General features: G+C 42.5%; 16 protein-coding genes and 2 pseudogenes. 17 read left to right on the plus strand and 1 reads right to left on the minus strand.

Features of this window, described 5'->3' with window-relative positions:
* Positions 1-4: 4 nt before the first annotated feature.
* From ruvB to trxA, 17 genes and pseudogenes are all read left to right on the plus strand, one after another.
* On the plus strand, positions 5-1,033 hold the full coding sequence (gene ruvB, locus DNL43_RS08970) for a Holliday junction branch migration DNA helicase RuvB (protein WP_056982502.1): 1,029 nt from the start codon (positions 5-7) through the stop codon (positions 1,031-1,033).
* Positions 987-1,646: pseudogene (locus tag DNL43_RS08975) on the plus strand (S-adenosylmethionine:tRNA ribosyltransferase-isomerase); the annotation flags it as partial. The gene ruvB and the pseudogene DNL43_RS08975, both read left to right, overlap by 47 nt.
* A 65-nt stretch (positions 1,647-1,711) precedes the next feature.
* A protein-coding gene (locus DNL43_RS08980; protein WP_109249013.1) for an IS5 family transposase occupies positions 1,712-2,487 on the plus strand; the annotation gives its coding sequence in 2 pieces (ribosomal slippage) (positions 1,712-2,039 and positions 2,039-2,487; 777 coding nt in all).
* A 14-nt stretch (positions 2,488-2,501) separates the two neighbouring features.
* A pseudogene (locus DNL43_RS08985) lies at positions 2,502-2,936 on the plus strand (S-adenosylmethionine:tRNA ribosyltransferase-isomerase); the annotation flags it as partial.
* A gap of 13 nt (positions 2,937-2,949) precedes the next feature.
* The gene (tgt, locus tag DNL43_RS08990; RefSeq protein ID WP_056982528.1) at positions 2,950-4,092 is read left to right on the plus strand and encodes a tRNA guanosine(34) transglycosylase Tgt; all 1,143 of its coding nucleotides are present in this window, start codon (positions 2,950-2,952) and stop codon (positions 4,090-4,092) included.
* A gap of 88 nt (positions 4,093-4,180) precedes the next feature.
* Positions 4,181-4,570, plus strand: coding sequence for a preprotein translocase subunit YajC (gene yajC, locus DNL43_RS08995; RefSeq protein ID WP_054769003.1), 390 nt, complete (start codon positions 4,181-4,183; stop codon positions 4,568-4,570).
* A gap of 91 nt (positions 4,571-4,661) precedes the next feature.
* Positions 4,662-5,750, plus strand: coding sequence for a DNA polymerase IV (gene dinB, locus DNL43_RS09000; RefSeq protein WP_056982530.1), 1,089 nt, complete (start codon positions 4,662-4,664; stop codon positions 5,748-5,750).
* Positions 5,751-5,832: 82 nt separating this feature from the next.
* Complete coding sequence (locus DNL43_RS09005; protein WP_054769001.1) at positions 5,833-6,780, plus strand: DHH family phosphoesterase; 948 nt, start codon at positions 5,833-5,835, stop codon at positions 6,778-6,780.
* An 8-nt stretch (positions 6,781-6,788) separates the two neighbouring features.
* Positions 6,789-8,150 carry a DEAD/DEAH box helicase gene (locus tag DNL43_RS09010; protein WP_056982533.1) on the plus strand — a complete coding sequence of 454 codons (1,362 nt, stop codon included), beginning with the start codon at positions 6,789-6,791 and terminating at the stop codon, positions 8,148-8,150.
* A gap of 268 nt (positions 8,151-8,418) precedes the next feature.
* Positions 8,419-11,061, plus strand: coding sequence for an alanine--tRNA ligase (gene alaS, locus DNL43_RS09015; RefSeq protein ID WP_056982535.1), 2,643 nt, complete (start codon positions 8,419-8,421; stop codon positions 11,059-11,061).
* Between the two features lie 108 nt (positions 11,062-11,169).
* Entirely contained in the window at positions 11,170-11,466 is a 297-nt protein-coding gene (locus tag DNL43_RS09020; protein WP_054769000.1) for an IreB family regulatory phosphoprotein, read from the plus strand.
* A complete protein-coding gene (gene ruvX, locus DNL43_RS09025; RefSeq protein ID WP_056982537.1) occupies positions 11,463-11,897 on the plus strand; it encodes a Holliday junction resolvase RuvX in 435 nt (144 codons plus the stop codon). Before DNL43_RS09020 ends, ruvX begins: the two co-directional genes overlap by 4 nt.
* Before the next feature lie 14 nt (positions 11,898-11,911).
* Entirely contained in the window at positions 11,912-12,238 is a 327-nt protein-coding gene (locus tag DNL43_RS09030; protein WP_054768999.1) for a DUF1292 domain-containing protein, read from the plus strand.
* 91 nt (positions 12,239-12,329) lie between these two features.
* A complete protein-coding gene (locus DNL43_RS09035) occupies positions 12,330-12,572 on the plus strand; it encodes a cell division protein ZapA (protein ID WP_054768998.1) in 243 nt (80 codons plus the stop codon).
* Positions 12,573-13,091 carry a CvpA family protein gene (locus DNL43_RS09040; protein WP_109249014.1) on the plus strand — a complete coding sequence of 173 codons (519 nt, stop codon included), beginning with the start codon at positions 12,573-12,575 and terminating at the stop codon, positions 13,089-13,091.
* Positions 13,088-15,454, plus strand: coding sequence for an endonuclease MutS2 (locus DNL43_RS09045; protein WP_056982539.1), 2,367 nt, complete (start codon positions 13,088-13,090; stop codon positions 15,452-15,454). Before DNL43_RS09040 ends, DNL43_RS09045 begins: the two co-directional genes overlap by 4 nt.
* 80 nt (positions 15,455-15,534) lie before the next feature.
* Positions 15,535-15,846, plus strand: a complete 312-nt coding sequence (gene trxA, locus DNL43_RS09050) for a thioredoxin (RefSeq protein ID WP_056982541.1) — start codon at positions 15,535-15,537, stop codon at positions 15,844-15,846.
* Between the two features lie 128 nt (positions 15,847-15,974).
* On the opposite strand, the gene DNL43_RS09055 is transcribed toward trxA, so the two are convergent.
* Complete coding sequence (locus DNL43_RS09055) at positions 15,975-16,496, minus strand: DUF2507 domain-containing protein (protein WP_056982542.1); 522 nt, start codon at positions 16,494-16,496, stop codon at positions 15,975-15,977.
* Positions 16,497-16,512 lie beyond the last annotated feature (16 nt).

Below are 16,512 nucleotides of genomic sequence, written 5' to 3' on the forward strand. Positions count from 1 at the left end.
TAGATTGGCCAACGAAAAAGATGATCGACTAATTTCTCCGGAAAGTACGGATGCCGATGAAACCAGCATTGAAAAATCGCTTCGTCCCCAACTTCTTAGTGAGTATATTGGACAAGACGACGTTAAAAACGAATTAAAGGTCTATATTAAGGCCGCCAAGCAACGTGAGGAATCATTGGACCATGTTCTGCTATATGGGCCTCCTGGCCTCGGTAAGACCACATTAGCGATGGTGATTGCCAACGAAATGGGTGTTAACATCCGAACGACAAGTGGACCGGCCATCGATAAGCCGGGTGACCTGTTGTCATTGTTAAATGAGCTTCAACCAGGCGATGTTCTGTTCATTGATGAAATTCATCGATTACCAAAAGTGGTTGAAGAAATGCTTTATTCGGCAATGGAAGATTTTTATGTCGACATTATTGTCGGCCAAGGTTCCGGCGCCCACCCAATTCATTTTCCGCTGCCACCGTTTACGCTGATTGGTGCAACGACTCAGGCAGGGATGCTGTCCGCACCTTTGCGGGATCGTTTTGGGATTGTTGAACACATGAACTATTACAAGTCTTCGGACTTGGAAGACATTGTTCGCCGAACCGCCGACATTTTTCAAATTGATATTCAAGAATCCGGCGCTCATGAAATCGCCTTACGATCGCGAGGAACACCTCGGATTGCCAATCGCTTGTTAAAGCGGGTGCGCGACTTTGCCCAAGTTTCCGACAAAGATAGTGTTGATCTGGAAATTGTTCGGTATGCCTTGGCTAAACTGAAAGTCGATGACCTGGGATTAGACGATACCGACATTAAATTATTAAAGACAATGATTAAATATTATGATGGTGGCCCGGTCGGCCTTAATACATTGGCAGCCAATATTGGTGAAGAAACCGATACGATTGCTGAAATGTACGAACCATATCTGCTGCAAATCGGCCTGATTAAGCGAACTGCCCGTGGCCGAGTTGTTACCCCAAGGGGCTATGACCATCTCAATTACCCGATGCCGCACAAGGACGAAAGGAATTAATATTTTGAAAACAAATTATACCCTTGAAGATTTTGACTATAATCTTCCTCATGAATTAATTGCCCAAACACCGATTAAAGATCGTGACGAATCCCGATTGCTGGTTTTGAATAAGGACACCGGCGAGATGCAAGACCGCCATTTTTATAACATTATTGACTATTTGAACCCAGGCGATGCTTTAGTGATGAACGATTCCAAAGTGATGCCTGCCCGCATTTATGGTGTCAAAGAAGACACCGGTGGTCACGTAGAGGTCCTATTGCTTCATAACATTGAAGGCGATCGCTGGGAAACTTTGATGAAGCCAGCGAAAAAAGCCAAGGTCGGAACGGTTATCAACTTTGGTGACGGACAGTTAAAAGCCGTCGTTACCAAGGAATTAGACCATGGTGGCCGTGAAATTGAATTTAAATACGAAGGTATTTTTATTGAAATTCTTGAGCGGCTTGGTGAAACGCCATTACCTCCGTATATCAAAGAAAAGTTGGATGATCCCAATCGTTATCAAACGGTTTATGCCAAAGAAATGGGATCAGCTGCCGCACCAACGGCCGGCCTTCACTGGACCAAGGAATTATTGAAAAAAGTTGAAGATAAGGGTGTTCATTTAGGGTCTGTCTGGAAACAAAATAATCGTGTATAATCTTGATAAAAAACAAATTGAGGTTTTCGCCGATGACAATTCCGAAACGTTATGAAATTACTGATGAGCAATGGGCCCGGATTGAGGACCGTTTTCCGCCCTATAAAACCGGACGCCCACCTAAAATACCTAATCGCCAAGTTTTTAATGCGGTTCTCTGGTTGCTAAAAAGTGGCGCCACCTGGCGTGATATTCCTGAACGATACGGTTCATGGAAAACCAGCTATAGTCGTTATCGTAGTTGGGTTGATGCCGGCTTGTTTGAACGGATCTTTAAGGATTTGATCGATGAACCGGATATGGAAAATATCAGCCTCGATTCAACTAGCATTCGAGCTCATCAAAAGGCCACGGGCGCTAAAAAAACGCCCGCTGTGACGTTGAGAATCAAGCCATCGGTCTAAGCCGTGGTGGTCGAACCACTAAAATTCATGCGGTGGTGGATGGCCTTGGAAATCCATTATGTTTTATCCTTACCGGCGGCCAAGTTCATGATAGTCGGGCAGCTGAACCATTACTGCGACAATTAGCTTTAGCCGGCGTTAATCTGATTGCCGATAAAGCTTATGGGACTAAGGAACTGCGCCAGTATATTGAAGCTGAAGGCGGTCAATATACGATTCCACCTAAAAGTAATGCCCAAGACAAGTGGGATTGTGATTATTACGTCTATTGTGAACGCCATTTGATCGAGAATTACTTTAATCAATTGAAGAATTACCGGCGGATTGCGACGCGATATGATAAACTAGCGCATGTTTTTCTACAAACCATTTACATTGCTTCAATTTTGATTTGGCTTAAATAGTTTCCAGACAGACCCTAGTTTATCTGACCCTTCATGTTGGCCTGGGCACTTTCCGTCCGGTCGATGAAGAAAATATTGAAGATCACAAAATGCACAGCGAATTTTATCGGTTATCCGAGGAGTCTGCCAAGACATTGAATGAAGTTCGTCAAAATGGCGGCAAAATTGTTGCCACTGGGACAACTTCGATTCGAACCTTGGAAACGGTAGGAACTAAATTTGATGGTGAAATTCGCCCTGATTCCGGTTGGACCGACATCTTTATTAAGCCGGGGTATCAGTGGAAGGTTGTGGATTCATTTATTACCAATTTCCATTTGCCAAAATCAACGCTTGTGATGTTGGTGGCATCTTTCACCGGTCGCGACAACATTTTAAACGCCTATCAGCACGCCATTGATGAGAAGTACCGCTTCTTCAGCTTTGGTGATGCGATGTACATTCATTAGGAGGATTCATTATATGCAACCAGCGATTACGTATCGCTTGATTAAAAAAGAAAAGCACACTGGGGCCCGTTTAGGTGAGATTACAACGCCCCACGGAACTTTCCGGACGCCAATGTTTATGCCGGTTGGTACCCAGGCAACGGTTAAAACCCTTGCTCCGGAAGAACTGGATGACATGGGCGCGACAATTATCCTGGCAAACACTTATCACCTCTGGCTGAGACCCGGTGAAGATATTGTTAAAGAAGCCGGCGGACTTCATAAATTCATGAATTGGAATAAGGGGATTCTGACCGACTCTGGTGGATTCCAAGTCTTTTCTCTTGCCAAAAACCGGGATATCACTGAAGAAGGGGTCACCTTCAAAAATGAAATCAACGGTTCAAAGATGTTCTTATCACCGGAAAAAGCCATTCAAATCGAAAATGACCTTGGACCGGATATTATGATGAGTCTGGACGAATGTCCACCATTCTTTGAGTCTTATGATTATGTAAAAAAATCGGTTGAACGAACCAGCCGATGGGCCGAACGTGGTTTGAAAGCTCACAAGAACCCGGATTGGCAGGGACTGTTTGGGATTGTTCAAGGCGCTGGATTTGAAGATTTACGAAAGCAATCTGCTAAAGATTTGGTGAGCCTTGATTTCCCTGGATATTCAATCGGGGGATTATCAGTTGGTGAATCCAAGCAGGAAATGAATCGGATCTTGGAATCCACCAGTCCACTGCTGCCTGAAAACAAGCCCCGCTACCTGATGGGGGTCGGCGCAACTGATTCGTTAATTGACGGTGTTATTCGGGGAATTGACATGTTTGACTGTGTCTTGCCAACCCGAATCGCCAGAAACGGAACGGTCATGACTTCACATGGCCGATTAGTTGTAAAGAACGCCAAGTACGCCCGTGACTTCACTCCTTTGGATGATCAATGCAACTGTTATACCTGTCGCAACTATACGCGGGCTTATATCAGACATTTAGTGAAAACCGATGAAACATTTGGGCTAAGGCTGTGCAGCTACCACAATTTATACTATTTGATTCATTTGATGAAACGTGTCCAGCAGGCAATCATGGATGACAACCTGTTGGATCTGCGCGCTGAAGTGTTTGAACAGTACGGTTATAACAAACCGAACCCGAAAAACTTTTAGCTATAGACTATTCAAGCCTTATTTGGTAAAGTATTCTTATGGAAAGTGTGGGTGAAAAATATTGAATCAATCTTATTACTCAATTTTGATGATTGTTGTCCTGTTTGCGGTTATGTATTTCTTGATGATCCGTCCTCAGAGAAAGCAACAACAAAAGCGTCGTGAACAACTTTCAAAGATCAAGGAAGGTGACCAGGTTATTACCATTGGTCGTCTTCACGGTGTTGTTGACGAAATCAACGAAGCTGAAAAGACTGTTACATTAGATTGTGACGGCATCTACTTGGTGTTTGATTTGAGCGCAATTGCATCAGTTAAGCAGCCTGCTGTTACTGCTCCTGCAGCTGACAACAACGCAGATGCTAACGACAAAGCAGCCGATGACAGCAAAGATGATTCTGCTTCAACCGATAATGATCAGAATGCAACTGAAAATTCTGACTCAGACAAGGGCGAATCAAAGTCTGAAGAAAAATAGTTTAAGTTTGCGGTTGGGAAGATGATTTAATTTCATCCCGACCATTTTTTTGACCCACATAAGAACATACGTTTGATTAAGAGTGATACTGATGAACACACAAGATAGAAATATTATTCATGTTGATATGGATGCATTCTATGCCTCAATTGAAGAGCGCAAGGATCCCAGACTGAAGTCAAAGCCGTTGATTGTGGCAAAAGATCCACGCAAGACTGGCGGCAGAGGTGTGGTTGCAACGGCCAATTATAAAGCCCGAAAATATGGTGTTCACTCAGCAATGAGTGCCATGAAAGCTCTGGAGCTATGTCCAAATGCCGTTTTTCGTTTTTCGGGATTCGATTTATACCGGTCGGTCTCCAATCAGATTCATGAAATTTTTCATGAGTATACCGAGATTATTGAATACGTCGCCTTGGATGAAGCTTATTTAGATGTATCCAATAACAAAAAGCACATTACTGATCCCATTCAGGTTGCCAGGATGATTCAAAACGAAATATGGCAAGCGACTCATCTCACCTGTTCGGTTGGCGTTTCTTATAACAAATTTTTGGCTAAAGAGGCATCTGACTACGCAAAACCGGTGGGAATCACTGTTATTGAAAAGCGGGATGCGCTTGAGTTTCTGGAGAAGCTGCCGATCGAGAAATTTCGGGGAGTCGGCAAAAAGACGGTTCCCAAGATGCATGATTTAAATATTAACAATGGTCAAGACCTGCTTCAATGGTCCCAGATGGATTTAATAAAACACTTTGGTAAGTTTGGGTATGTCCTTTACGAACGGGCCCGTGGTGTCGACAACCGGCCGGTCGAATATCAAAGAGTTCGAAAGTCCATCGGTAAAGAGCGGACATTTGGTCCGGCAATTGATAATCAGACCCAAGTTGATGACGCGCTGCAAAAGATTGCTGCCATGGTGGTCAAAGCGATGGATGATAAAAAGAAGCACGGTAAGACGCTGGTCCTCAAAATTCGATACGCCGACTTTTCCACGTTTACCAAGCGGGCAACCTTTGATAATTACATCAAAAATAATGCCGAGGAATATTTTGGGTTGGCAAATGATTTGTTGATTGATATGCCTGACATTACCAAAGGTGTTCGACTGTTGGGCATTACCATCACCAACCTGGATGATCTCAGTTATGAGAATATTGTTTTACCGCTGTTTAATTAATCGTTTTGGATGTAGCGGTTTATCTTATTCACGAATTAATGTATACTGAAGTGTTCAACAATAAAGTAATGGAGCAATAAATATGGCAATACAAGATCAAATACTTAACGAAATAAAGAAATTTAAAACAATTATTATTCATCGGCATAAGCGACCGGATCCGGATGCAATTGGTTCACAGATGGGGTTGGCTCAGTTAATCAAAGCTTCATTTCCTGACAAAACGGTTCTATGTGCCGGTAAACAATACGACAGTTTTGCCTGGTTGGGAACCACTGACCAAATTGCCGATGACCAGTATAAGGACGCATTGGTCATCGTTGTGGATACTGCAAATCAACCTCGAGTTGATGATGAAAGATATACCACTGGCAAGGAACTTATCAAGATTGATCACCATCCTAATGACGACCAATTTGGTGACATCATGTGGGTTGAACCGGAATCATCAAGTACTTCAGAATTGATTTACGACTTTTTTGATGCCAATAAAGATCAGTTAACTTTACCAGCAGAGGGTGCCCGTTTGCTTTACGCCGGCATTGTCGGTGATACAGGTAGATTTATGTATCCTTCAACATCCTCACATACATTGGAAGTTGCATCCAAATTGGCAACCTATGATTTCTCAACGAGTGAAGTCAATAAGATTGAAGACGAAATTGACATTCCACTTGCCCGGTTGTCGGCATATGTATACGAGAATTTAAATATTTTGGATAGCGGTGCTGCGTACCTGGTACTTTCCAACAAAGTACTCGAGCCATTCAAATTAGGTGATGAATCGACATCTGCTGTTGTGCCACTTCCTGGAAAAATCAAACAGGTTGTCGCTTGGGCAATCTTTGTCGAACAAAAGGACGGTTCATTCCGAATCCGTTTGCGTTCCAAAGGTCCTGAGATTAATGAACTTGCCAAACAATATGGTGGTGGCGGCCACCCACTTGCCAGTGGGGCGGTTGTCGAAGATGAAGACCATATCAAAGATTTTGTTAAAGATTTAAACGATCTTGTTGCTAAAAACAAGTAGGAGAATATATGAGTAATTTTTCAGAATTTAATTTAAAACCTTTTTTACTGGATGCAGTCAAGGAGCTAAATTTCAGCAAACCGACTCCGGTTCAGGAAAAAGTGATTCCCGTCATCATGCAGGGAAGAGACGTGGTTGGCCAGTCAGCAACCGGTAGCGGTAAAACCCACGCGTTTTTGCTGCCAATCTTTAATCAGCTGGATCCGGATAAAGACGAAGTCCAAGCGGTGATTACGACACCCAGTCGTGAGCTGGCATATCAAATTATTGATGCTGCCAAACAAATCGCCAAACATTGCGATCAGCCGATTTCGATTGGTCATTACGTTGGCGGAACCGACAAAGTTCGCCAGGAAAAGAAAATCAAGCATGAGCAACCCCAATTAGTGATTGGAACCCCTGGAAGAATCTGGGATTTGATTCAAAATGGTGGCTTGGATGTTCATACAGCTTCTCAGTTAGTCATTGACGAAGCAGATATGACACTTGATATGGGATTCTTGGACGTTGTCGATCATATTGCTGCCAGCTTTGGTAAACATGTCCAAATGATGGTCTTTTCAGCAACTATTCCACAAAAGATCAATATTTTTCTTAAAAAATGTATGGTTAATCCATTTATTGAAGAAATTCCTGTTTCAACAATTATTAGTCCAACCATTGATAATTGGCTGATTTCAACCAAGGGTCAGGATAAGAACCAGCTTATTTACAAGCTGCTGACAATTGGTGAGCCATATTTGGTGCTCATTTTTGCGAATACCCGGAAGCGGGTTGAAGAATTAACCAACTACTTAAAAGGTCAGGGCTTAAATGTTGCGATGATTCATGGTGGGATGAAGCCACGTGAACGTAAGCAGGTCATGAGAAGAGTCAAGAACCTCGATTTTCAATTTGTGGTTGCAACTGATTTAGCTGCTCGTGGAATTGATATCCAAGGGGTTTCCGATGTCATTAACGATGATATCCCAACCGAGGATTTGGAATTCTTCATTCATCGTGTCGGCCGGACTGGCCGAAACGGAATGTCCGGAACTTCAATTACCCTGTATTCTCCTGATGAGGAAAAAGCAGTTGAAGAACTGGAAGACATGGGCATTCATTTCAAGCCTAAAGCACTTAAAAATGGCGAAATTGTTGACTCGTATGATCGAAATCGACGAAAGACCCACCGAAAGAAGCACGATAAGCTTGATCCAACCATGATTGGTATGATTAAAAAGAAAAAGAAGCATATCAAACCAGGCTACAAACGCCGCATTAAGAACACAATTGCCCGTAAGGATGAGGTGGATCGACGGGTTGCTAAACGTGAAGAAGCCAGATCAAAGCGAAAGCAGCGAAAGAATAGTTCGTCACGTTATAGATAAGTCCGTATTGACACCATATTCACAAAAAAGTATACTTTGAATGTGTTAAGAATATGCTATTCAAATTTATTTTTCAGAGACACTTTGGTTGGTGGAAAAAGTGATTTAAGTTGAATAGTGCTCTCTTAAAATTTTAATTGTAAAACGCAACTCTACGTTATAGAGATCAAGTGGTTAACGATAAACATCGTTGCAATCAGAGTGGTACCGCGTCAATGGGCGTCTCTGTGAGCAACGGTGTTTTAATTTTGTCAAGGGAGAAATTAGTATGAAAGAGTTAAGCAGTAGTCAAGTGCGACAAATGTTCTTAGATTTTTTCCAGGAAAAAGGGCACACAATTGAACCAAGTGCTTCACTAATTCCAGTTGATGACCCAACTTTACTGTGGATCAATTCCGGTGTTGCGACCATGAAAAAATACTTTGACGGGACGGTTGTTCCAAAGAATCCACGGATGACCAGTTCACAGAAAAGTATCCGGACCAACGATATTGAAAACGTTGGTAAAACACCTCGACATCACACTTTGTTTGAAATGTTGGGGAACTTCTCTGTTGGAGATTATTTCAAAAAAGAAGCCATTACCTGGGCGTTTGAATTACTCACCTCTCCAAAGTGGTTTGGATGGGATAAAGATAAACTTTACATGACTGTTTACCCTAAAGATACAGATGCTAAGAAATTTTGGGAGCAAGTCGGTGTTGCGCCCGATCATATTGTCGATATTGAGGATAACTTCTGGGATATCGGCCAAGGTCCATCGGGCCCTGATTCAGAAATTTTCTACGATCGTGGTAAGGACTTTGACAATTTAGCTGATGATGACCCTGAAAATTATCCTGGTGGTGAAAATGACCGCTGGCTTGAAGTATGGAACATCGTGTTCTCACAATTCAACCACACCCCTCAAGATACTTATGAACCACTTCCTCGGAAAAACATTGATACTGGAATGGGACTTGAACGGGTTGTATCAATCTTTCAGCATGCCCGGACTAATTTCGAAACCGACTTGTTCCTGCCAATGATTCACGAGACTGAGAAATTAAGTGACAACAAGAAGTATGAAGCCAACAAACGTGATAATGAGGCATTTAGAATTATTGCCGATCATTCACGGGCAATCACCGTTGCCATTGGTGATGGTGCTTTACCATCAAACGTCGGTCGGGGATATGTTATCCGTCGATTGATCCGTCGTGCGATCGTGAACGGCCAACGTCTTGGGATTAACGAAGCTTTCTTATACAAGTTAGTGCCAGTTGTTGGTGAAACCCTGAAGTCTTATTATCCTGATGTCCTTAAGCAAAAAGATTACATTGCCAAAGTTGTTCGTTCTGAAGAAGATCGTTTCAACGAAACATTGGCCGATGGTCTGAAGCTGTTTCGTCAGGTTGTTAAAGACGCAAAAGCCAATCACCAAACTGTGATCGATGGTCCAACAGCATTTAAACTCTATGATACTTACGGCTTCCCAGTTGAATTAACTCAAGAAGAAGCCAGTGACGCTGGCTTGACGGTTGACAAGGCTGGATTTAAAGCTGAAATGCAAAAGCAAAAGGATCGTGCTCGAAAAGCTCGAAGCGGCGCCAAGTCAATGGGTGTTCAACGCGATTTGTTAATTGAAATTAAAGATCACAGTGAATATGTTGGTTATGACACCTTGGATGTTGATAACGCCAAGCTGGTAGCGATCGTTGAAAACGAAAAATTGGTTGACACCTCCAAAGGTGGAACCGTCGAAGCAATTTTTGACAAGACACCGTTCTACGCTGAGATGGGTGGCCAAGTTGCTGATCGGGGAATCGTCCTTGATGAACAGGGTGATAAAGTTGCCGATGTTGTCGACGTCCAACACGCACCAAATGGTCAAAACCTGCATACTTTGAAGACACAAGAACCCCTTGAAAAGGGTAAAACATATCATTTGGTCGTTGACAAATTATTCCACAGCCGGGTTGAAAAGAACCATACTGCCACTCATTTGCTTGACCAATCACTTAGAAATGTCTTGGGTGGTCATACCCAACAAGCTGGTTCATTGGTTGAACCAAATTACCTGCGCTTTGACTTTAACCACTTTGGCCAAGTAACCGATGCCGATCTGCAAAAGGTTGAGGACATGGTCAATCGGCAAATCTTTAATGAAATTGACGTTAAAACCATCGTTACCGATCCAAAGACTGGTAAGAAGATGGGCGCAATTGCCTTATTCAGTGAAAAATATGGCGACAAGGTTCGAGTTGTCAGCGTTGGTGATTTCTCAGTTGAATTTTGTGGTGGAACCCACGTTACCAACACCAGAGATATTGGCTTGTTCAAGATTGTTTCCGAATCAGGTGTTGGCGCCGGGGTTCGTCGAATTGAAGCGGTCACTGGAAAAGACGCTTTCAAGATGTTAAATGATCATGAAAAAGAACTAAAGCAGATTGCCAGCGATATGAAAGTGACTCAAATTAAAGATACGCCTAAGCGGGTAAGTCAATTACAAGCTGAAATCAAAGACTTACAGCAAAAGCAACAATCTTTGGAAGCCAAATTGGCTGGTCAACAAGCCCAAGATGTTTTTGCTGACAAAAAGACTGCCGGTAAGTATACAATTATTACAGGGGTCATTAAGGATGCCGGAATGGATCAGCTGCGTCAATTAGCTGATACTTGGCGTTCCAAGAAGTTGTCCGATGTCTTGGTACTTGGAACCGGCAGCGGTGAAAAAGCCAACCTGGTTGTTGCCGTGACAGATGATAAGATTAAGTCAGGTATTAAAGCTGGTGACTTAATTAAGTCGATCGCCGGTAATATTAAAGGTGGCGGTGGCGGCCGTCCAAACATGGCCCAAGCCGGTGGTAAAGATCCTGCCGGACTTGATAAGGCAATGAGTGCTGCCGTTGATTGGTTAACCAATAAGTAATTATTACACCACGGTTACATGTCCGTTACATTGGCATAGTTGATTGTAGTTTCAGTTATAATCAGTTAAAATTAATACAAATGACCTTATGTCATAGAGGTGAATCGTATGAGTTCTTTAGATAAAACCATGTTTTTTAATTTTAATGAAGATCAGCCAAAGGACGTTCGTGAAACATTATTGACTGTTTATGCAGCTCTCGAGGAAAAGGGCTATAACCCATATAACCAAATTGTTGGTTATTTGATTTCCGGAGATCCTGCATACATTCCACGTAATCTTGATGCCCGGAATCTTATCCGCAGACATGAACGTGATGAAATAATTGAAGAATTAGTTCGTTTCTACTTGGATAATCATCCAACTGATAATCATTCAAAAGAAACTAAAAAGGGTGAAAAATGAGATTAATGGGTTTAGATGTCGGCTCAAAAACCGTCGGAGTTGCTGTTAGCGACTTGTTAGGCTGGACCTCACAAGGGGTCGAAATAATTCAGATTGACGAGGACAACAAGGAATTTGGCTTAGACAGAGTTGCCGAGTTGGTCAAAAAATATCAGGTCGATGGTTTTGTTGTCGGGCTTCCGAAGAACATGAATAATACTTTGGGACCCCGGGTTGATGCTTCCGAACAGTATGGCAAACGACTTGAAGACAAGTTTCACTTGCCTGTCGATTATGAAGATGAACGACTGACAACTGTCGAAGCACAGCGAATGTTGACTGAAGAAGCAGATATTTCCAGAGCAAAGCGGAAAAAAGTGATTGATAAACTGGCCGCTGGTTTGATACTTCAGAATTATTTGGATCGTAAAGGTAAATTAACTAAAATATAGCGAGGTAAACAATTATGGCAGATCAAGAACCAGTACAACAACAAATTACATTAGTCGATGAAAACGGCGACGAAACATTATACGATGTATTATTTACTTTCAAGTCAGAAGACTTTGATCGTTCATACATTTTGATTTATCCGGATGGCAAGGGTGAAGACGAAGAAGTCGAAATCCAAGCATACGCATTGCCCAAGGGTGACGATCCAAGCGATCCCCAAGGCGGCGAACTCCAAGCTATCGAAACTGATAAGGAATGGGATATGATCGAATCAGTTTTGAATACTTTCTTGGGTAAAGATGGCGACGATCAGGATGATGACAGCAAAGATCAAAAGTAATTAACAGATTGTCATTATGATGAAAGGATTGAGGCGAAGCAGTTGTTTAGTCTCAGTCCTTTTTAATTGAAATAAATTAGGATGTGATGTAATGTCAAATAACGAAAAACAACGCTTTAAAGCAACCATTGGCGGTAAGGATTATGTCCTGATCGGTAAAGGAACTACGGAACACATGCAGGCAGTAACTGATCTGCTTAACGAACAGTTAAAGCAGCTCCATGAAGCAATGCCCAGTTCCACTGAAGAGCAGCGGGCAATATTAATTGCGTTTAACGCCATTTCCAAACAGTTTGAAATCGAAGAAAAGGTCAACAATAAAGAGGCTCATTAAATGGTTTTTATCATTGGAATCATATTGATTTTAATATTTGGCTTTCTGCACGGTCTGTCGAAAGGATTTGTGGCGGAAGTACTCAGTTTAATCGGCTTTGTCTTGGCAACTTTTGTCAGTATTATCGGCACATCGCCAATTGCAGATGTCATCAACAACGCCATTTTTCAAGGAAGTGATAATGAAACTGCCCAAGTCATTGTGAAATGGGTTATATTTGTTTTGTTATTTGGGATTGTTTGGCGCATTGTCCGCGGCTTAAGCAATTTGTTATCGCCATTAACAAGGCTGCCAATTATTCATCAGTTGAATTCACTGCTTGGTGGAGCTGCCGACTTCATCATCAAATATTTGTTTATTTTTATTGTATTGAATTTCTTGTTGATCCTTCCGAGTCAAAGTATTCAGGACCAATACCAGCAATCTCCGGTTTCTCAATGGATTGTTAAGAAAACGCCGATTCTCTCAGATAAAATGATTCAGATTTGGAATCAGCATTCTAGTGAGGTTAATGTATGAACGAAAAAGTTTTAGAAACATTAGAATATGGCAAAATTAAAGAACAGTTGGCTAAATACCTGACAACTGATCGGGGACGAGAAATTGTTCACAACCTGAGACCCAGTTCGTCATTTGAAGCCGTTAATCAACGGCTTGAGCAAACTTCTGATGGTGCGGACATTGTTCGGCTTAAAGGTGAGATCCCAATTCCCAAATTAACTGAAATCTCTCCTTACATGAAGCGACTGAGAATTGAAAATGCCTCACTCAGCGGGACTGAACTTTCTCACATCACCAAGCTTCTACGGGTGGTTCAGGTTGTAACCGAATTCTTTCATGATTTGGAAGATGAAGAGGTTCATTTGAAGTCGGTGCCGGCAATCATTAATCGATTGACCTTGATGCCCGAAGTAACCAAACGAATGGTGGCATCTGTTGACGATGACGGCCGGATATTAGACGGCGCGTCATCTGAATTACGCTCAATTCGACGGACAATTGTTGCGACTCAAAGTAACATCCGATCCAAAATGGGCAAATTCATTAAAGGATCTGATGCCAAATACTTGTCAGAACCGATTATTACCGTTCGTGACGGCCGGTTTGTTCTGCCAATCAAATCAGAGTACAAGCAACGGTTTGGCGGGATTATTCATGACCAAAGTGCTTCCGGTCAAACACTGTATGTTGAGCCAAGCAACGTGGTTGAAATGAACAACCAGTTGAGACGAGACCAATTGGCCGAGCGGGCTGAAGTCCGCCGAATCTTGGGTGAACTGACAGACCTGATCCGACCACATCGGGATGAGCTGCTTGCGAATATGGATTTGGTTGGCCAATTGGACTTTGTGAACGCCAAGGCAAAATTTGTTCATGCCACTGGCAGTGTCCTTCCCAAAGTTTCCAAAGAGAATATTATTAATTTGCGAAAGGCCCGCCATCCTTTAATTCCCAAGGATAAAGTGGTTGCCAATGATATTGAGATTGGCGATAAGTACAACACCATTATTGTGACCGGACCCAATACCGGTGGTAAAACAATTACGATCAAAACGGTCGGCCTGCTTCAGTTAATGGGACAGTCCGGTCTGTTCATTACGGCCAATGAAGATTCCCAAATTGGGGTTTTCGATAATGTATTCGCCGATATCGGTGATGAACAATCCATCGAAGCCAATTTGAGTACATTTTCGTCACATATGGACAACATCATCACTATTCTCAAACAAATTAGTTCCAAGAGCCTGGTCCTTTTAGATGAGCTGGGTGCCGGAACTGATCCTAAAGAAGGGGCAGCCCTGGCGATGGCAATTATTGATGCCTTCCACAAAGTTGGCTGTGAATTGATTGCCACCACCCACTATCCCGAATTAAAAGCCTTTGCATACAACCGTCCGGGAATCATTAATGCTTCCATGGAATTTGATGTTGATACCCTTCGGCCGACATACCGATTCCTACTTGGAATTCCCGGTCAAAGTAATGCGTTGAACATCGCCAGCAAATTGGGGATGTCAAAGGACATTATTGACCAGGCACGGTCATTTACCGACACGGAGAACCAAGACATCAACAACATGATTGAAGAGCTTACAACGCAAACTAAGCGGGCTCACGATGAAGCTGACGAACTTGGTGGTCAATTAAAAGACGCTACCAAGCTTCATAATGAATTACAGGATAAATTTACAAAGTATGAAAATCAAAAAGACCGCCTAACTGAGCAAGCCAAAGAAAAGGCCAATCAAGTGGTTGAAGAAGCAAAGAAAAAAGCCGACCAAATTATCGACGATCTGCATAAAAAACAAGCTCAAATTGGCAAGGTTGCCGTCAAGGAAAACGAGTTGATTGATGCCAAAGGGGCTTTGAACAAGCTGGAAACAGCTCCCAACCTGACGAAGAACAAAGTCTTGAAGAAAGAAAAAGCCAAGCATGATTTTCATCCTGGAGACGACGTGTTGGTTAAATCTTATGGCCAACAGGGGACGTTACTCCGAAAAGATAAAAATCATACCTGGGATGTTCAAATTGGGATTTTGAAGATGCAAATCGAAGAATCCGATCTTGAAAAATCCAAGCCAGCCAAACAGGATAAGAGTCAGTATCAAGCCCATGTTTCCAGAACCCATTCGGCCGGTATGTCACCAACACTGGATCTCCGTGGCCATCGCTACGAAGAAGCAATGACGGAAGTTGATCGTTACATTGATTCAGCTCTGCTTGCCGGTTATCCTTCAGTCACGATTATTCATGGTAAAGGAACCGGGGCTTTGCGAAAAGGGGTTACCGAGTATTTGAAGCGTAATCCACGGGTTAAAAGCTTTGGCTATTCGGCACCAAATGCCGGTGGCGACGGCTCAACCGTCGTTAAATTAAAATGAGAATGATTGTGTGCAACTTGTTTGCTTTTTGCTAAAAAATTGTTAGTATTAAACTATTAAAGGATTGGAGTGTTTTTAATATGCTTAAAGAAACTACAGATCAAACTTTTGAAAAAGATACTGCCGAAGGTGTTACTTTGACCGATGTTTGGGCAACCTGGTGTGGTCCTTGCCGTATGCAGACGCCTGTTATTGAAGAGTTGGCAGAAGAAATGGACAACGTTAAGTTCACTAAGATGGATGCTGATAAGAATCCTAAGACCCTGGCCAAATTTGGGATCATGAGCATTCCAACTTTGTTGGTTAAAAAAGATGGTAAAGTGGTTGATACCATTGTTGGATATCATCCAAAAGCTCAAGTGAAGAAAGTTTTGGATCAGTACGCTGGATAAATCACATCAATGATTTGATTTTAAACGGTCGTTTACGAGCTTTACCGTTCTGCGGTGGCTCGTTTTTTTGTGGCCGCGAAAAGACAATAAAACCCCACCACAAAATCCGTGGTGGGGCATCTGGAACGTTATTTTGTTTCGTTTTCTGATTTGGCATCCTCATCCGGTTCCACAATTTGGAAAATTGAGGAAGCTTCCTGACCGTCATTTGGCTTGTCAGGACTCAAATAAGTGCTCAGTAAGACAAAGCCTTTGTTGACATTGGCTTTTTCAAGCTCTGCTTCGGCCTGCTGATTCAGGATGTACTGACAGCTCTGGGCAATAAATCCGGATTCCAAATAAAAGTCGGGATCATCGTAAGCCTTCAATCTCTGGGCAACAATTTCTCCGCCAAGCTGCCAATTAATTTGGTTGCCTGACCGTTTAAGAAGCTTAAGGTCCCCAAATTTGAATTGCTTGAAGAAAGTTTCCAAATCTTCATAAGTTGCCAAGCGATGGTTTCTTGCCAAATGCTTGCCAGCCCAATACGAAATTTCGTGGGAGTCTTTGCCTAAAATCTCAGGGATCAGTGAATCACGAATCAATTCCTGTCCCAGAAGGCTTTTCATCGTGTCATTATTCATAAAACTTTTGTATACTTCGTTATCCATTTTTTAATCTCCATCA

This window comes from Lentilactobacillus kefiri (assembly GCF_009739535.1).
GTDB lineage: Bacteria > Bacillota > Bacilli > Lactobacillales > Lactobacillaceae > Lentilactobacillus > Lentilactobacillus kefiri.